This window comes from Bacillus sp. ISL-47 (assembly GCF_018613175.1).
Taxonomy (GTDB): domain Bacteria; phylum Bacillota; class Bacilli; order Bacillales; family Cytobacillaceae; genus Cytobacillus.
Genome location: NZ_JAGGQS010000041.1, coordinates 15,637 through 33,133 on the forward strand (window position 1 = coordinate 15,637; position 17,497 = coordinate 33,133).

Genomic DNA, 17,497 nt, shown 5'->3' on the forward strand with positions numbered 1-17,497 from the left:
ATTCATGATATTAATTTTTGACATTGGCAAGTATCCGGGAATCCTTTGCTGTTTCCACAGGGAAATTGTAGCCCCATTCCGATTTATTGGCTCTAGGGAAGATATCATAAGTGATATTAAACTTTGAAATATCAATAGAGAATAAATCAAAAAGCTCTTTTATATTTCCATAGAAATCAGACATGTCTACATGCTTATTCAGGGAAGGCGCAATCCTGGAATCAATATATTGTTCATCCCATGGCATAATCCGCTCATCGTTTAAATACTCCAGTGCATATTTTTCCCTTGCTGCGTTCATTTGAGGCAGTGCTTCGTGGAGCTGTGGAAGCCAGCCATCAAAGATACTTTGATCAAGCTCATCCTGCTCAATCTTGTGAGCAATAAAATTTTCCGCTCCATATGCCTTGGCGTATTCCTTGCGAAGATTTATCAGATTAATAAAACCGCCTTCAATCATCGGTTTATTAATTTGGTTCTTCGCAAAGTAGGCTTCCCTTCTTTTTTCCCGGCTGCTTTCAGAACTCAATACCTGATTAAGCTCCACAGAAGAAACTTCTCTACCCTCAAATCGATAACGAAAAGTATTTAATATTTTAGAAAGATCATTTACTTTATCGCTAATTTCCATATCCAATTCATTCAATTCGGCGGAAAGATGATAAGGTTTTAATCTGTTCAGGACAATCTCCGCCTTTCTTTTTTCAAGCGGAGAAATGTCCTTTTGCAAATATTCGAGAACAACCTCATAATTAGCCTTATTTTTCATTATGTCAGTAATTTTTGCATATTGTTCCTTTAGCCCAAAGTCATAGCCGGCTGTATATAGTGTCCATTGCATCCTGCTGTACTGGGTGTAATGGGTATGTATTCCGCTGTAAATTTCTTCTATTTTCGTTTGTGTCGCCATCACTAAGCTCCTCTTATTTATTTAGCACTCCGAAATAACCGCTAAATAAATTATAGAGAAAGAATTTTCAGAAATCAATAAGTTCTTTCCGATTTAAACTGAATCTTGCGGATGATTTGATTAAGAACTTCTGATATTACAAGCCCGACTGCTATCGCACCAGAAATCATAAAGGCCTTGGCAGCCAGTTGAATAGCTGTATTGTAATCATTTTCAACAAAATTCCGCATTGCATCATATGCCAATCCGCCCGGCACGAGCGGAATGATGCCTGCTACACTGAAAATAATGATTGGCGTTTTATACATTCTGGCAAAAACCTGGCTGATGACTGCAATCGTAAATGCAGCAATTAACGAAGAAATAACAGCATCATACTGGCGGGTAACCAGCCATATATAAACGAACCAGCCCACCATGCCGACAAACCCGCATTTCAGCAATGATTTTTTCGGCGCATTGAAAAGCACACCAAATCCTGCCGATGCTATAAAACTTGTGATTAAGTGAGTTAACATTAAAATTCATTCCTCCGTATTAACCATAACTTGCTTAGCCATTTAAAAAGTAAACACAAGAGCAATGCCTGCCCCTATTGCAAAGGCTGTCAGAAAGGCCTCCGCTCCCTTGGATAACCCTGAAACAAGGTGGCCTGCCATTAAATCACGAACTGCATTCGTAATAAGCAGCCCCGGCACTAGCGGCATTACCGAACCGATGATGATCTTATCCAATTCAGTCCCTATTCCAAGTGAGACAAACAGATAAGCTAATAGCCCAATTAACAAAGAAGCAATAAACTCTGAAAAGAACTTAATCTGCACGACCCTATGGACATATATAAATGAAGCAAAGCCCAATCCACCAGCAATCATGGCCGGAACAAAATCTATCCATTGCCCTAAAAACATAATCAAGAAACAGCCGCTTGCAATAGAAGCTGCCAGAACCTGCTGGTATACGGGAAAAGTATAGTCAGCTCTTTCAATCTCTTTCAGTTTGGCTAAAGCCTCTTTCCCATCCAGCTCACCGCCGCTGATTTTTCGCGATATCCCGTTAACAAGTGTAACTTTATATAAATCAGTTGAACGCTCGGATATCCGGATTAATTTCGCCGGTTCTGTTCCATCCGTTGAAAAAATGATCCCGGTGGGTGTCACATAACTGTGTGAATGCGGAATCCCCAAAGAAGCTGCAATTCTAGTCATTGTGTCCTCTACCCGGTACGTTTCTGCGCCTCCCTGCAGCATAATCTTCCCTGCAAGCAGGCATAATTCAATTACTTCAAAAGTTGGAGGAAGCTCTCTCCCCATTTTTTCACCCGCTTTAGTTACTCAATTTTATAAAACCCTCTTTTATAAGGTTAAATCTTAAAGGAAATGATAAACGAAAGAAAGTGCTTTTGAGGAAAAGTTTATATAAAAAGTCAAAAAAAACGATTATTCCTCTAAAGAATAACCGCATTTAGAGCTTTATTTTTTTCGAATCCCGAATTGTGCATTAAGCTGCCCCTGGATCATTTTTGACCGTGCCGCCTTGTCGTCCTCTTTCTTTTTCCTTTTTAATTCAGACCGTATTTCTTCCGTTCTGACTCCCTCTTCCCTTTTGTTTGCAATATCTATAAGCCTCTCAACATCGGAAAAAGAATACTTCCTGCTTCCCCGGTCCGATCTTTCAGGAAATACTAACTTCCTTTCTTCATAATAGCGAATCTGCCGTTCACTTAGGCCCGTCAATTCACTCACCGTTCCGATCGATATGACTTTTCTGTTTTTGTAAGAAGCTTCATTCTCCAATCAATGTCACCTCAAATTCAACTATTTCTTTCATTATACTAATCTCAGAGTTAATTTCATCAATTATGTTAGAAAATCTGACAATATTTAAAAAACCACGTTAGAAAACCTTACATGGTAAATGACAGAGAACTTATCTTTTTATAGAATGACAGAAACATTAAAGAAAAGAGGAGATCAGGATGCAATATTTACGAAAGGCAATTGAAAAAAAGAAACAATATTTGATTGATTTGCTGATTAACTCAGGAGGAGAATATCAGTATTCCGAACCCGCTCTGCAAAAACTGACATTAACAGAGCTCGAGGTTATATTTAAAAAACACAAAAACGGAAACAGTTTTTAATAGGGGGATGAACATGGAGTCGAAGGATGCCGTTGACCTGGCGAGAAAAATAATTGAACTTGATTTATTGCGTGATGAGATGTGGGAAAGCTTTGCTGCTGCGGCCGGAGACCAGGCTTATGAAATCTTGAGAAATGTACAGAATAATTAACAAGGAACGCTTGCATAGAGCGTTCTTTTTTATGTAAACATAAAGGTATTGTAAAGATTAAGCTCTCCCTCTTTTCATATTCTGTTTAATTTGTTATTATGCCAATATCGGCTTTCGATATTGGCTTTCGAAATTGAAGTAAGGAGGATTCTCTTTGGAGGAAAAGATAGTAAGGAAGCTGTTTTTAGGCTTTATACAAATCCATATTCTTCACCACGCAAAAGAGCATCCCATATTCGGCATGTGGATGCTTGAAGAATTAAAGGAGCATGGGTATAGCATTAGTTCCGGGACACTGTATCCGATTTTTCATTCCATGGAATCTGATGGCCTTCTCCATCAGGAGCAAAAGAACGTGGAAGGTAAAATTCGAAAGTATTATACAGCTACTGAAAAAGGAATTTTGGTCTTAGAGGAAGCGAGAAAGAAAGCCTATGAGCTTTTCAAAGAAATAAAAGATTAAAAGGAGATTGCATAATGGACAGGAATAATATCAGTTTAAGATCTTTAGTAGAAATACTAATTGTTTCAACAAGACTCGGATTTACATCCTTTGGCGGACCTGTGGCGCATCTTGGCTATTTCCACGATGAGTATGTGCGAAGACGGAAATGGATGGATGAAAAAAGCTATGCTGATTTGGTGGCTTTATGTCAATTCCTGCCCGGTCCGGCAAGCAGTCAGGTCGGCATCGGCATTGGGGTGATGCGGGCCGGTGTAGCCGGCGGCATTATGGCCTTCCTTGGATTTACCCTGCCGTCTGTCATTGCCCTGATTATCTTTGCCATCTTGCTGCAGGGTATAGATGTGGCAGAAGCTGGCTGGATACACGGTCTAAAAATTGTCGCAGTGGCTGTAGTTGCTCATGCAGTTTTAGGAATGGCGCAAAAGCTGGTACCTGACCTGCCACGAAAAACAATTGCTTTAATTGCAATGATTGCTGTTTTATTATGGCAAACAGCATTTACACAAGTAGCAATTATTCTAATCTCAGGCTTTATTGGATTTTTAATTTATAAAAGGCATGCCGAGAATGATGACGTACAGATCCATTTTCCTATTTCAAAGGGCTTTGCCATTGGATGCTTAGTGCTATTTTTTGCTCTGTTAATATTGCTGCCTATTCTAAGGGAGTTAACTGCTCTAAACTGGGTAGCTTTATTCGATAGCTTTTATCGTTCAGGTTCCCTCGTTTTCGGAGGAGGCCATGTTGTCCTTCCATTACTGGAGCGCGAGTTTGTCCCGACTGGCTGGCTAAGTGAAGAAGCCTTTCTGGCAGGTTACGGTGCAGCCCAGGCAGTGCCGGGGCCCTTATTTACTTTCGCTGCCTATATCGGTGCAGCAATTAATGGATGGCAAGGCGGTTTACTTGCAACAGCAGCCATCTTTCTGCCTGCTTTTCTCTTAATTTTAGGTACACTTCCTTTCTGGGACAGCCTGCGCCGCAACCCGAAAATAAAAGGAGCTTTGATGGGTGTAAACGCAGCCGTGGTGGGTATCTTGATAGGCGCCTTTTACCATCCCATTTGGACAAGCAGCATACTGGAGCCAGTTGATTTCGCTTTTGCGGCGGTTCTATTCAGCATGCTGGTCTATTGGAAGCTGCCGCCATGGATTATTGTTGTGACTGGTGCAATTGGCGGAATGATATTAAGTTCAATCTTTTAAAAGAGTTCTGTTAAGTAATTTTTATCCTCCACACCAATGAAGGACTTTTTCACAACTCTTTTACTCTGTTTTTTTCGACAAAGATCCTTATGAACAAAATTGTCGTTAAGAAAAAGCTGCCGAATGCTCCGGCAGCTTTTTTACTATAAAGGAATTTCAAGGACGACCCTGGTTCCTTTTTCTTCTGCTGAATCGACTTTTATAGAACCTCCGGCTGCTTTGGCTCTTTCTTCCATGCTGAAGAGTCCGACGCCGCGTGTTACTTTTTCGACATCGAAGCCCTTCCCCTTATCTTCGATGACTACACGGATCTCTTCATCATTTTGGCGGATTGTCACAGTCGCTTCTTCTGTATCGGCGTATTTCCTGACATTGGTCAGCGCCTCCTGAATAATTCTGTAGATCGTAATTTCTTTGTTGGAACTTAGGCGGGAGGTCAGATAACAATCAAAATGGACATTTATATTATGATGTTCTGAATAACGGACTAAATAGGAACGTATAGCCGGAATCAGCCCCAGGTCATCAAGGACAGAAGGCCGAAGCTCCCATGAAAGATCCCGAAGCTCTTCAATAACCTCAGTGGCTTCATCCTGCATTTGATCAAGGAGAGGATGGCTTATTTCGGCCTGCAGCCTATTAATGGTAATTAGATGACTATATAGATTCTGGCCAATGCCATCGTGAAGCTCCCGCGACAATCTCTTCCGCTCCTCCTCTTGAACATCAATAATTCTTGTCATCATTTTTTGAAGCTCTTCTTCAGCATTCTTTCTTTGGGTGACTTCATGGCGAATGGCGAGATGCTGGTATGGCTTCCCATTTTCATCAAGGAAAGGCACAATGGTTGTATCAACCCAATAATAGGTTCCGTCCTTTGCTTTGTTTTTGATTTCCCCTTTCCACACCTGGCCTGAGGAAATCGTTTTCCATAAATCCGTGAAAAACTCTTTGGGATGATAGCCGGAGTTTATAATCCTATGATCCTTCCCAAGCAATTCTTCCCTTGAATACTTTGAGATTCTGCAAAATTGATTATTTACATATTTTATTGTGCCCTTTTGATCTGTGATCGCCACTATTGATGAAGCATCAAGGGCAAATTTTAAGTCTATCAGTTCATTAACCGATTTTTTCAGTTCAGAAACGACACGCTTATACTCGGTTATTTCCTTGCGGATAGCCAGAAATTTGTAGGGATTTCCTTTCTCATCCATGAAAGGGACAATTGTCGTATCAACCCAATATAAAGTTCCGTCCTTCGCTCTATTTTTAATTTCACCGCGCCAGACATCCCCGCTGGAGATGGTTGTCCAGAGGTTCTTCATAAACTCTTTGGAATGATAACCGGAATTAATGATTCTATGGTCTTTGCCAATCAGCTCTTCAGCCGAATATTTTGAAACCTCACAGAACTTTTCATTCACATATTTAATTTTCCCTTTTTGGTCGGTAAAGGCGACAATCGTTGATTCATCCAGAGCGAATTGAAGGTCAACCAGTTCATTCAATGGATAGGACTGCTGTTTTTTTAAACGTGATCGGTCTTTTACAGAATGAAAAACGATTAAAAAATAGCTCTCCTGGCCAAGCTTGAAAGAATTGATTCTATAAAAAATCGAAAAACTTTGCCCATTCTGATGCCTTCCGTACTGATGGACTACTTTGCCTTCCTCTGTATCGAGTAGAGCTATTTCAGGCATTAACTCTTTAAGGCTCTTACCCAGCAATTCATTGTCCCTGTAGCCGAATTGTTCTTGTGCCTGCTGATTCGCATAGGAGATGTTGCCCGATTCATTAATAAGAATGGTAGCATCGCTGGAATCAGGAGCAATCTCTCTTTTATTATGTAATTGATTATTCCTGTCCATTTTCTTTCCTCCAGTTGCATTTAGATTAAGCTGCTCAGCTTTTCTTCCAGCCTTCTGGCGGCAGACCGAACTGTGCTTTGCTCATCTTCATTAATAGCCTGACCGTTTCGATTCCCAATTAAAAGAACACCTTTAGGAATACCCTTAAAGTGGATCGGAAATGCATAGGCATAATTTAGGCTTTCTGCAAGCATAATCGGATATTCAAGCACTTTGCCTGAGATATTCTCAGGGAAATTCTCCAAATACATCGGCCTTCCGGTTGAAATAACCTTCCCTGCGATGCCTTTGCCGTACCTGACAGTAATCCTTTTATATTTTTCATTGCTATTGCCTGCAGCGTAGTGCCACCTCACATCCGGCCCATCCGTATTTTGAAGGGCAAGACCGACAAAATCACATTCCAATTCAGATAGAATTTTTTCACAGGCCTGATCAATCTGGCCGCTGCCAGCCTGGCTGCATCCCCTATATTCCATACCCTAACAGCCCCTTTTTTAGTGCATAGGAAACCAGTTCAGGCCTTGTTTTCATTTGGAGCTTTTCCATCAGATTGCCTTTGTGTGTTTCAACTGTCTTAACACTTATGACAAGCTGTTCGGCAATTTCTTTATTTGAGAAGCCTTTGGCGATTAATGTCAGAACTTCCTTCTCGCGATCAGACAGGAGATTGAATGTGTCGGTGTTTCCTTGCTTTACGGTTCCGATATATTCTTCCATCAGCCTTTTCGTTGCGGATGGATGCAAGTATGCATTTCCGCCGGCAACAGAACGGATGGCAGCTACCAGTTCATCATGCGGAGCACTTTTTAAAATACAGCCTGAAGCACCAGCCTGAATGGCCCTGAATAAATATTCCTCATCATCATGCATGGTCAAAATCAGGATGGCGACATCCGGCATAAGCTTTTTTAATTCTGAAGTAGCAGACATGCCATCCTTTCCATGAGGCATGCTTAAATCCATAACTACTACATCAGGTTTTAAGTCAAGCGACTGCTGGATCCCCTCATTGCCTTCCGAAGCTTCACCGACTACCTGCATATCTTCATGATTATTTAATAGCATTTTCAAACCCATTCTAACTACTGCGTGGTCATCGCACAGTAAAATTTTTATCAAGCCGGCTCCCCCTTAACATTGTTCGTATATAAAGAATGATTTCATATATGCAACAAGGGATTCGCTTTTGCGCATCCCTTGTACAGTCTAATCTTAGTATAACGGAAGGGTAATATCTATTGAAGTACCTTCCCCAATTTTAGAATTTATTCTGCATTTTCCATTAATTAAGCACATTCGTTCGATCATAGCGGCAAGACCTGTAGATTTTTTCATAGCTGTGTCTACATCAAAACCTTTCCCCTGATCTTTTATGCTGATTGAAAGCTGGCCTGGCCCCCAATTAAATCCAATATTCGCACTCATGGTATCAGCATACCTTGCTATGTTCGCTAATGCTTCCTGGCAAACCCGGAATAGGGTGATGCTCTCCCTCTCGGTGATCGGCACCTCTATCCCTTCGTTTTGCAAATCAACAGTGATTCCATAGGTGGAAGTATATAACTTTAGATAACTCTTCATGGCAGGAAGAAGCCCAAGCGTTTCTAGAGTAGGGGGATGCAATTCCACAGCCAGAAGCCTGATTTCCTGAATTGTTTTTTCAAGCATTTGTGCCATATCGCCTACATAACCTTTCATGTCCGGCATATTTACAGCAGCTTCAATGAATTGCATACCAGTATATAGACTGTATAATGTTTGCCCGACCCCTTCATGAAGCTCCAGGGCAATGCGTTTAATCTCCTCTTCCTGAGATTGGATAATGTAGGAGCTAATCTTGTTCTTTGCTGGCTGGGTTTCCATTTTTCACCCCTCCTCCTTTTTATTAGAATGCTAGCCTGGCTAATTATTTCGCCTGTTTCACTCTGTGGCTTGAAATATCACTAAACATTCCCGCATATTGAATCACATCTCCGGCATCATTTTTAATTGCACTTATGGTGAGCCATTGCAGGTATTCTTCTCCATCTTTACGGCTGTTCCAAATCTCCCCTTGCCAGAACCCTTTTGTTTCGATCGTGTTCCACAAGTCCTGATAAAAACCTTTTGACTGTCTGCCAGATTTAAGTATACTAGGGTTTTTGCCAATCACTTCTTCTTCCTGATAACCTGTGATTTCTGTAAATGCGGGATTTACGGAAATAATTTTTCCTCCCTTATCTGTTACCAGTATCCCCTCAACAGTGTGGCTAATAACCTGGCTTGCAACTTCCATTTTCCCTTGGAAATACATCCAAATAACAAGTATTAGACTGGCAAGCGCTACTTCAGACAATGCCATAAAGCCAATTGCATAATGGCCCGTTATATTAAATAACAATGTCAGGATCAGCGGCGGGAAGAATCCGCCAAGCCCCCCCATTGCAGAGACAATTCCGTTAACAATACCAGCCTGCTTTTGGAAGTACATTGGCACAAGCTTAAAGATGACGCCATTACCAATCCCTGCTGAAAATGCAATGCTCAGGCAGCCAAATGTATACCATGTGATAGATGGAGATAACGAAAGAATCACTGCAGAAACGGTATAAATCCCAAAAACGAACATAAGCAGAATCAGAGAGTGGAAGCGATCAGCAAGCCAGCCTCCAATCGGTCTCATAGCAGTTGCAAGGACAATAAAACCAGCAGTTCTTAACCCCGCGTCCACTTTATCCAATTCAAAATGTGCAACAAGGAAGTTTGGCAGATAAATGGTGAAAGCGACAAAAGAACCAAATGTAATAAAATAGAACAGGCTTAGCAGCCAAAGCTTTTCATTTTTATAGACCCCTTTGATTTGTTCAAGGAGTGGCGTATTAACCTTAACCTCTTTTTTATCACCAAGAAAGAAGTTGGCGGCAACAAAGATTCCAAGAATAACAAGGTAAATTTGTACCGTTGCTGACCATCCAAATTTAGTAGCCACAACAGGAGCAGCAAAAGCAGTAACAGCTGTTCCCAGGTTACCGGCACCGTAAATTCCATTTACAAAGCCGTGTCGTTCTTTAGGGTAATACTTTGGAAGTGATGTCACCCCGACTGAGAATACGGCTCCTCCGAGTCCTAGGAATAACCCACCAATCAATAGATCGGTAATAGTATCAGCTATGCTGATATAGTAAACAGGAAATAATAGCAGGATAAAACTGAACATAAAAATCTTTCTTGCACCGAATTGATTGGCATAGTAGCCTAGAGGTATGCGAAGCAAGGATCCGAGGATTACCGGAACTGCTGTAATAAGCGCCAGCTTATCAGCTGGAATATTAATATCTTCCTTAATAAATGGCATAAGTGAGGATATTAATACCCATACCATAAAGCCGGCTATTAAATTCATCGTCTGCAAAGGAAGCTGAATTTTTCTTATCATTGTTTTCACGCTCTCTTCTTAATTACATATTTTAAACCAGCATCCTTATCAAATGCGGCCCATTCCTGCTCCGATGCTTCCACAGAGGAAGTTAAAGGAACCGCAAAGAAATTCATATGGTCAAAATAAATGCGCAAGTGTGTTCCATCAGGGCACAGCCTGGTTTTTTGTATGATTTTAGGAACAAAGGGGGCTTTGTCATTCCCCTCTTCATCTAAAATCGCTACCTGAACATTTTGCAGAACAAATGCATCCAAATCTTCTTTTTTAATGAGTTCCACAGCTGCCGCACCCTCTCTTTGCAGGATAGATATACATTTGGTAGCCCTGCAAATATCTCCAGAAAGAGTCACCGGCATGGTCTTCAATATAATCAATGGTTTCATCCTCAGACTCCCATTTGCTCATACCTTTTACTTCGGCTATAACAATATCCATACCGCTCTCATTCTTTTCATCAAGGTACCAGTTCAAGCGTACCCCTTTAAATAACTCGGAAAGCATTTGGTCAACCTCTGATGCAAAGTTTCCAGATGCCTCTCTGACAAAACAAAAATCAAGATAAGTTTCACTGTTCATTAAAATCACGCCCTCATGTTAATCGTCTTTTTATAAGCGAATACGGCCAAGGGAAATAATACAATATTTAACCCGCCAAAAATTAACACATTCACATAGTTTTCGTAATAATACTGGTGGACCATATACTGGGTAAATACGATATTCATCATTAATATAGCGGCCAAAATGATGACGCCTATATAGCTACGCTTCATAACGTTTCACCCTCACTGCATAAATTGCACCGTTTTCCACTTTAACCTGTATTTCTGGAAGCGGCCTTCTTGGCGGTCCGGCAGTCGGCGCCCCAGTTTCCACATCAAACTTTCCGTGGTGGCAAGGACAAACCATTTCCCCTTGTTCCTTCACCCAAAAGACTGGGCAGCGCAGATGTGTACAGGCGTTTTGGTAGGCAACATAATTGTTTTCTGATAATCGAATGAGGATGGCATCATCATGATCTCCAGGAAACTTAAAATCCACAGCATCGCCAATCGGCAATTTGCTTACATCTGTAATTTTTTTATGCGGATATTCTTTTTCGCCAAGCCCCATTAATTCTTTTGCCGCTACAGCACCCCATGGAAGGGAGGAAACTGCAAATACGCCTGCAGCTCCAACCAATGTTTTCATAAATCCCCGTCTATCCAGCTTTCTTTCATTATTCCGTTCAATATTATGAGTATAGTTATCTTCGTTAAAGGGAATTTTATTATTTTTATCTGACATCCCTAATCCCTCCTAATACAGCTTTGTAATTCCCTGCAGGATTCCCGGCAGATTTACTTTCACGTTTGTTTCGCCTTCCAGGTATGGCATGCTTGTGACCCATTTGCCGTTATCAAGGTTAAATTGTTTCTTTTTGTTTTCAATTTCCTCATCTGTCAGCCATTGCAGTGTATTGGATGGACACACACTTGCACACATTGGCGGAATGCCATCCTTCGTCCGGTCAATACATAAATCGCATTTATACATTAAGTTCTGTTCAGTATCAAACTTCGGTATGCCGTAAGGGCAAGCAATCGTACAGTTTTGGCAGCCAATGCATTTTTCTACGAGGGCAGATAAAACTGCCCCTGTTTCATGGATCTGGATTGCCTGGGCAGGACAGCTTCTCGCACATGCCGGATTCTCACAGTGAAGGCACATAAGAGGCATCGTCTGCCGGTTAACCAGAGGGTTTACATCGTAAACATAGTTCCTGTTGCGTTCCTCATGTCCTCCGCATTGCGTACATGCTGCCAGGCATGAACGGCATCCTATACAGTTTTCCAGTTCCAAGTACAGCCTCTTTTTCATTTATTGCACCTTCTTTATTTCGACTTTTTCCAGCTGTGCAGCACATGCTTTAAATTCCGGCATCCGGGAAATTGGATCCAGCGCTGCAATTGTTAATAGATTAATAGAGTCTTCGTGTCCAAAATGATAAGGAACGAAAACCGTATCCTTTCTGATTGCCTCTGTTATTTTCACTTTATAGATGGCTTCGCCTCTTCTAGTAAACAGGCGTACTCTTTCTTCATGATCCATATTATATTTTGCTGCTGTTTCAGGATGAACCTCTACAAATGGCTCAGGGCACATGTCATGCAAGAACGGAATTCTTCTTGTCTGGTTGCCGGATAAATAGTGATAGACAACGCGTCCGGTTGTTAAGCGGAGCGGGTATTTTTCACAAGGTTCTTCTGCCGGCGGACGGTAAGGAAGTGCGCAAATTTTCGCTTTTCCATCAGGGTGATAGAACTTTTTATCAAGAAACATATGCGGTGTTCCCTGATCATTCTCATCCTTGCATGGCCAAAATACGCCGTCTTGCTTCTCGATCTTATCCCATGTGGCGCCATAGTAGTCAGCATAGCCGCCTTTACTTGCCAATCTAAATTCATCTGCAACATCTCTTGCTGTTTTCAAATGGGAAAATTGCTTTCCTCTTCCTAGCCGTTCAGCCAGCTCTACTTGGATCTGCCAGTCTGGCTTGGATTCTCCTACAGGCTCCTGTGCTTTATTGATTTTGATAATTCGTCCTTCAATGTTTGTTACAGTTCCCTCATCTTCGGACCAGGTTACCGCTGGGAGTACGACATCTGCAAATTCCGCGGATTCAGAAAGATAGAAGTCCGAACATACCATGAAGTCTAAACTCTTCAGCGCCTTTCTTACGAAGTTCTGATTTGGCGCTGAGACTGCAGGGTTTGAGCAAAGCAGATACAATCCGCGGATTGTTTTTTCTTTCATTAATTCGAACATTTCATAAGCAGAAACACCCGGTTTCGGCATTTCGTCTGGTGTGATGTTCCATACCTGGCAAACTTCTTTCACATGCTCAGGATTTGTGATTTTACGGTAGCCTGGCAGCAAGTCGGACTTTTGTCCATGCTCCCTTCCGCCCTGGCCGTTACCCTGCCCTGTAAAAGTGGCTACTCCTGATTTCGGACGGCCGATCTTTCCTGTGACAAGTGCCATATTTGTGTAAGCTGACACATTGTCTACACCTTTATGCTGCTGTTCAACTCCACGCGCAAACATAACCACCGCGTTCGGTGCTTTGCCGTAAAGCTCAGCTGCGCGAATGATTTTTTCTGGTGCCACACCAGTCAGCAAGCTCGTGTATTCCGGCGTAAAATCTTTAACAAGTTCTTTTGTTTCTTCAAATCCGTTTGTATGGTTATTAATGAATTCTTCATCTATATAGCCTAACTCGATTAGCTGATTCACAATCCCATTTGCAAGCGCAAGGTCAGTGCCCGGCTGTAAATCAAGGTGAAGATCTGCCCTTCTTGCAATTGGGGTTTCGCGTGGATCTACAACAATGATATAGCCGCCTCTTTCCTGGACATTCCAGATTCTGAACATGGAAGTTGGATGGCATTCAGCCGTGTTGCTTCCTGCGATAAACAGGCAATCTGTTTCATGGATATCTGTCCATGGCAGCGTTGACCCTCTATCTACTCCGAAAGATCGGAGGAAACCGCCGGCTGCGCTTGACATACAGAAGCGGCCGTTATAATCGATATACCGAGTTCCCATTGCAACCCTTGCAAACTTGCCAGTCAAATAACATTTCTCATTTGTCATGGATACGCCACTGAATACAGACAGTGTATCTTTGCCATATGCAGATTGAAGTTCAGTAAATTTCTTTGCAATTAGATCGTATGCCTCATCCCAGCTTGCTTCCCGGAATCCTTCAGTTGTTCCTTTTAAGGAAGCATCATCCCTTATCAGCGGTTTTAAAAGCCGGTCTTTATGGTTTGTCTGCTGATAGGCAGTAACCCCTTTAGGGCACATCTTTCCAACTGTAACCGGCCAATCATATCGGGGTTCGACTCCGATTATTTTATTTGTCTGTGTGTTAACCCGCAGGTTCATTCCGCACTGCATACCGCAATAGCTGCAATGAGTTTTGATTAATTTTTCATTTGGATGGTTTAAATTCTCGATTTCTTTAAAAAACTTATCCCTTTGCATTCTGGTTTGCCTCCTTGACCTTCACTTCATGAGTAGGGAATCCGGAGAATTGTGCAATCCGGTATTTTCTTCGGCAAGGAAGGCACATTTCTGCAAGATGGTGGCCTTCCTTTGTTTTAAACTGAATATCGTTCACGCCGAGCACATCGACGACATCTTGTGATTGTTCTGATGAAACAAACTGATCTCCGCACACTTTACATTCCTTCATAGCTTGCTCAGCATAATGCTCTCTATAGTTTCTTGCCAGAACACTCATTGGACGGAATGGAATATGTGCAAGCTTACCGAATGGCAGATAAATTAGCGTAATAATGACTGACCACTGATGAATCAGGGACATTGCGGGCTGTCCAGCACCGTGTAAAAAGATGTTCATAAATGTAAGAGCTAATCCGGTAACACTTACAAGAAGCAGCATGTATAACGGCAAGAAATCATAAAGGAATTTCTGTTCCGCTCTTGCCTGCATATTTTTCAAGCGGCGGTATAGAGCCATGCAAACGCCCGCGATAACCATTACAGCCGTAATATTCAATGCGTTATAAGAAAGATTTGCGATGATACCATCAGCAGGAACTGTCATCACCTGCATTCCTAATGCAATAATGTTGTAGTAGCCATTGTCATCCATCGTAAAATACATCCAGCCAAAAACGAGCGGAAATGTTACAAAGCAGGATAGAATACATCCCCAACCGATTAATACGTGCTGGGTCCATCGGTAAATTCCCCTATTCCAGATGAAATTGTAAGTGGCAAGATGTTCAACAGAAGTTTTTGGAGTTGACTTCCTGAATAATAATTTAAGTCCCTTTTTAAGGATGATCTTTGTCGGCGGCCGTTCACCCCAGGCAATAAACCGGTAAAAGAAACCTCCAATAAAAACGATTGTTCCAACCATATATCCGTAAAGGTTCAAATCAACATGTGTAAACATTCTTGTACCGATAAAAGATAAGATTGCCAGTGCTGTTACTGATAAAAACATCGACTTTGCGAAATGTGATGCAAATGCATTGTTTAGTGTATTTCCTGTTTTTTGATTGACTGCAGCTTTTGCCTGCATATTAACTCCTCCTCATTCACAAACAATTACCTTAACCTTATTGTAAAAGCGGGAAGAGATTTTCCATATCGGGGAAACTCCCCATTAGGAGGGGGAAATTCCCCTATCTTAGACAAAAGGAAACTTTCATAGTGTTAAGTTGAATGAATCAGGCATTAATGTAAGCAAGTAAACTCTGCTCTTTTCTTTTTTAAGTAAGACATTTTCTGTACATTAATAAGGGAAACAAAAAATAGACCTATTTTAAGGTCTTCAATTTGAAACTATATATAACAATAACAATCATTCGTATATCACATGAGGAGGCGGGCTGATGAAAAGGAATTTGATTATACTGCTCATTACATTATTGGTGGAATCTGTGATTACCCTCTTTATTTCAAGAGCATTATCCATTCGATTTATAGAAGTTATGTTTTTTGCAGGAGTGGTTTTTACCGCTTTAAGTGTATGGTTCTCTGGGAGCGGAGGAACGGTCACGAGGTTTATTGACATCACAACAAGTGCCCGAACTGGATTTTTAACAAAGCGTGAAGAGTTTCACTTCAGGCCAAATAATGTTGTTCTGGGTTCAGCGATTTTCCTTATTGTTGGATTGGCTTTTTTTGTTTTGCTTTTAACAAACGTGATCCCTCCTGCTTAAAAAAGTGCAGGCGACCTTTTGTATATGATAAAATAAACTTAATCTTTTCGAAGGAGTTGTTATAATGGCTAAATCAGCTGCAAAAAAATTCCGTGATAAAGCTGTTCGCGAGGGAAAAAGAAATCCTGAATCAAACCGCAGTCCATTTGCATTTGAGGATATGCGTACAAGACAAACGAAGACCAAGAAAGATAAATTATATAGTTGCAAATATAAGAACCGCTTTTCTGATCGAGACAGGAGAGATGGTTCTTTTTTTATTTACCCTAAGGTCTGTTAAACCGGCCTGTTGATTTGGATTCGTTGATAATGATAAATTCGTTGATATAATCCCTGTTTTCGTTGATATACCCTAATTTTCGTTGATAAAATTATCTTTAGCTTTGAAAAAGCTTTTAGGCAACCAGCAAGACACCTAAAGTTTACTAAAAAGCATTTTTTGTCCCATATCCTAAAAAAATCCCCATAAAACGAAAAAATACGGCCAAAATAGCCGTATTCCTTCCTAATATATTTAATTATCTGTTCAAAATACCCAATTCTGCAATATTCCTGCGGGTTTCGTCATCACCCAATTCATAAATTATCCGATATATTCCTTCCATTGTGGCATCATATTTGTGATTTTGAGTTTCTTCTTTATCTTCCGCCAATGGAACATGTGCAAGTTCAAATGTTTTCATATCCGCATCATAATTTTGTCTGATATAATCGGCTAATTTTGCTATTTCTTTATCCGTAGCAAAAATTTTAAACTGCCAGTCAGCTGCTTCATCTGGTACAGGATATACTTGAGCATTTTCAATATCTATATAATATGGCTTTTTAGCTTGTTCCATGATTTTATCTCCTCTCTTTCATTTATTGGGTATTTACCACAAATGAGTGGACTTTAACCCCCTCCTCTTCATTTTTAGGAGGCATTTTATATTTGCTTTTGGGCATGATATACCTGTGCAATTTTAGGAAGGTGGCACATATCATGAATTTTTTCAGGAGGTATACAATGGGTATTTTAAGCGGTAATCCGAAAGACGAGCCGATGCACTATGGCGAGGTCTATAGTGCCTGGTCTTACTTGTTGGCAGGCAAGGGCATGGCATCAGCCTATCAAACGATGCTTAGCCATTCTGGAGATGAAGACTTGAAGAAATTGCTTGAAGAAGCGATCCGCCTTTCCAAGCAAGAAGAAGAACAAATCGAGGCACTCTTAAAGGAGAACGGAGTTGGGCTGCCTCCAGCACCGCCTGACCGCCCTGATGCATGCGTGAATGATATTCCAGCTGGTGCAAGGTTTATGGATCCTGAAGTAGCTGCCAAATTATCCGGGGATATCGCAGCAGGAATGGTTGGATGCAGTACAGTTATGGGCCAATGTATTCGTGAAGACATTGCCGCCATGTTTGGTCAATTCCATACGCAAAAAGCTGCACTGGGTGTTAAGGTTCTCCGTATGAATAAGGAAAAAGGATGGCTCATTCCTCCTCCGCTTCATCTTCATAAATCGGATAATTGCTAATAAAAAAGCAGAGCGAGAGCTGTACAACTATCAATACTTAGAGAAAAAGAGCAGACCCTATTTTTTAGGGTCT

The 17,497-nt window shown here is 41.2% G+C and carries 24 protein-coding genes; 7 read left to right on the forward strand and 17 right to left on the reverse strand.

Annotated elements, in window-relative coordinates; all coding sequences use genetic code 11:
• Positions 1–10: 10 nt before the first annotated feature.
• The 4 genes from J7I93_RS13930 to J7I93_RS13945 form a co-directional block, all read right to left on the reverse strand.
• A complete protein-coding gene (locus J7I93_RS13930) occupies positions 11–910 on the reverse strand; it encodes a hypothetical protein (protein ID WP_214726469.1) in 900 nt (299 codons plus the stop codon).
• Between the two features lie 74 nt (positions 911–984).
• Positions 985–1,428, reverse strand: coding sequence for a threonine/serine exporter family protein (locus J7I93_RS13935; protein ID WP_214726470.1), 444 nt, complete (start codon positions 1,426–1,428; stop codon positions 985–987).
• Positions 1,429–1,470: 42 nt separating this feature from the next.
• Positions 1,471–2,223: a threonine/serine exporter family protein gene (locus J7I93_RS13940; RefSeq protein WP_214726471.1), complete on the reverse strand. Its 753-nt coding sequence runs from the start codon at positions 2,221–2,223 to the stop codon at positions 1,471–1,473.
• Positions 2,224–2,382: 159 nt separating this feature from the next.
• Complete coding sequence (locus J7I93_RS13945; protein WP_214726472.1) at positions 2,383–2,706, reverse strand: MerR family transcriptional regulator; 324 nt, start codon at positions 2,704–2,706, stop codon at positions 2,383–2,385.
• 182 nt (positions 2,707–2,888) lie between these two features.
• On the opposite strand from J7I93_RS13945, the gene fbpA reads away from it, so the two are divergent.
• The 4 genes from fbpA (at position 2,889) to J7I93_RS13965 (ending at position 4,872) form a co-directional block, all read left to right on the forward strand.
• Positions 2,889–3,053: a Fur-regulated basic protein FbpA gene (gene fbpA, locus J7I93_RS13950; RefSeq protein ID WP_214726473.1), complete on the forward strand. Its 165-nt coding sequence runs from the start codon at positions 2,889–2,891 to the stop codon at positions 3,051–3,053.
• Between the two features lie 13 nt (positions 3,054–3,066).
• Positions 3,067–3,204: a hypothetical protein gene (locus J7I93_RS13955; RefSeq protein ID WP_214726474.1), complete on the forward strand. Its 138-nt coding sequence runs from the start codon at positions 3,067–3,069 to the stop codon at positions 3,202–3,204.
• Positions 3,205–3,358: 154 nt separating this feature from the next.
• Positions 3,359–3,667 (forward strand): PadR family transcriptional regulator, encoded by a 309-nt coding sequence (locus J7I93_RS13960; protein ID WP_214726475.1) that lies wholly within the window; start codon positions 3,359–3,361, stop codon positions 3,665–3,667.
• A 14-nt stretch (positions 3,668–3,681) separates the two neighbouring features.
• On the forward strand, positions 3,682–4,872 hold the full coding sequence (locus J7I93_RS13965) for a chromate transporter (protein WP_214726476.1): 1,191 nt from the start codon (positions 3,682–3,684) through the stop codon (positions 4,870–4,872).
• Positions 4,873–5,015: 143 nt separating this feature from the next.
• On the opposite strand, the gene J7I93_RS13970 is transcribed toward J7I93_RS13965, so the two are convergent.
• From J7I93_RS13970 to J7I93_RS14025, 12 genes are all read right to left on the reverse strand, one after another.
• Positions 5,016–6,743: a PAS domain-containing sensor histidine kinase gene (locus J7I93_RS13970; protein ID WP_214726477.1), complete on the reverse strand. Its 1,728-nt coding sequence runs from the start codon at positions 6,741–6,743 to the stop codon at positions 5,016–5,018.
• Positions 6,744–6,763: 20 nt separating this feature from the next.
• Entirely contained in the window at positions 6,764–7,222 is a 459-nt protein-coding gene (locus tag J7I93_RS13975) for a GAF domain-containing protein (protein ID WP_214726478.1), read from the reverse strand.
• A complete protein-coding gene (locus tag J7I93_RS13980) occupies positions 7,212–7,865 on the reverse strand; it encodes a response regulator (protein WP_285289078.1) in 654 nt (217 codons plus the stop codon). Before J7I93_RS13980 ends, J7I93_RS13975 begins: the two co-directional genes overlap by 11 nt.
• A gap of 93 nt (positions 7,866–7,958) precedes the next feature.
• Positions 7,959–8,609, reverse strand: coding sequence for a sensor histidine kinase (locus J7I93_RS13985; protein ID WP_214726479.1), 651 nt, complete (start codon positions 8,607–8,609; stop codon positions 7,959–7,961).
• Positions 8,610–8,652: 43 nt separating this feature from the next.
• The gene (locus tag J7I93_RS13990; protein WP_214726480.1) at positions 8,653–10,161 is read right to left on the reverse strand and encodes a nitrate/nitrite transporter; all 1,509 of its coding nucleotides are present in this window, start codon (positions 10,159–10,161) and stop codon (positions 8,653–8,655) included.
• A 5-nt stretch (positions 10,162–10,166) separates the two neighbouring features.
• A complete protein-coding gene (locus tag J7I93_RS13995; RefSeq protein WP_214726481.1) occupies positions 10,167–10,442 on the reverse strand; it encodes a hypothetical protein in 276 nt (91 codons plus the stop codon).
• Positions 10,429–10,740 carry a hypothetical protein gene (locus J7I93_RS14000; protein WP_214726482.1) on the reverse strand — a complete coding sequence of 104 codons (312 nt, stop codon included), beginning with the start codon at positions 10,738–10,740 and terminating at the stop codon, positions 10,429–10,431. Before J7I93_RS14000 ends, J7I93_RS13995 begins: the two co-directional genes overlap by 14 nt.
• Before the next feature lie 5 nt (positions 10,741–10,745).
• A complete protein-coding gene (locus tag J7I93_RS14005) occupies positions 10,746–10,937 on the reverse strand; it encodes a hypothetical protein (RefSeq protein WP_214726483.1) in 192 nt (63 codons plus the stop codon).
• Positions 10,927–11,451, reverse strand: coding sequence for a Rieske (2Fe-2S) protein (locus J7I93_RS14010; protein ID WP_214726484.1), 525 nt, complete (start codon positions 11,449–11,451; stop codon positions 10,927–10,929). Before J7I93_RS14010 ends, J7I93_RS14005 begins: the two co-directional genes overlap by 11 nt.
• Before the next feature lie 12 nt (positions 11,452–11,463).
• On the reverse strand, positions 11,464–12,024 hold the full coding sequence (locus tag J7I93_RS14015; protein WP_110065303.1) for a 4Fe-4S dicluster domain-containing protein: 561 nt from the start codon (positions 12,022–12,024) through the stop codon (positions 11,464–11,466).
• Positions 12,025–14,193, reverse strand: a complete 2,169-nt coding sequence (locus tag J7I93_RS14020; RefSeq protein WP_214726485.1) for a molybdopterin oxidoreductase family protein — start codon at positions 14,191–14,193, stop codon at positions 12,025–12,027.
• Positions 14,180–15,262, reverse strand: a complete 1,083-nt coding sequence (locus J7I93_RS14025) for a hypothetical protein (protein WP_214726486.1) — start codon at positions 15,260–15,262, stop codon at positions 14,180–14,182. The genes J7I93_RS14020 and J7I93_RS14025 overlap by 14 nt, the downstream gene beginning before the upstream one ends.
• A 313-nt stretch (positions 15,263–15,575) precedes the next feature.
• Here J7I93_RS14025 and J7I93_RS14030 point away from each other — a divergent pair, with 313 nt between their 5' ends.
• Together J7I93_RS14030 and J7I93_RS14035 are read left to right on the forward strand one after the other, a co-directional pair.
• The gene (locus tag J7I93_RS14030; protein ID WP_214726487.1) at positions 15,576–15,905 is read left to right on the forward strand and encodes a hypothetical protein; all 330 of its coding nucleotides are present in this window, start codon (positions 15,576–15,578) and stop codon (positions 15,903–15,905) included.
• A 64-nt stretch (positions 15,906–15,969) separates the two neighbouring features.
• Positions 15,970–16,185 carry a hypothetical protein gene (locus tag J7I93_RS14035; RefSeq protein ID WP_214726488.1) on the forward strand — a complete coding sequence of 72 codons (216 nt, stop codon included), beginning with the start codon at positions 15,970–15,972 and terminating at the stop codon, positions 16,183–16,185.
• Between the two features lie 238 nt (positions 16,186–16,423).
• Here J7I93_RS14035 and J7I93_RS14040 read toward each other — a convergent pair whose 3' ends face one another.
• Entirely contained in the window at positions 16,424–16,744 is a 321-nt protein-coding gene (locus tag J7I93_RS14040; protein WP_214726489.1) for a hydrolase, read from the reverse strand.
• Between the two features lie 167 nt (positions 16,745–16,911).
• Between J7I93_RS14040 and J7I93_RS14045 the strand changes: the two genes are divergently transcribed.
• Entirely contained in the window at positions 16,912–17,424 is a 513-nt protein-coding gene (locus tag J7I93_RS14045) for a DUF3231 family protein (RefSeq protein WP_214726490.1), read from the forward strand.
• Positions 17,425–17,497 lie beyond the last annotated feature (73 nt).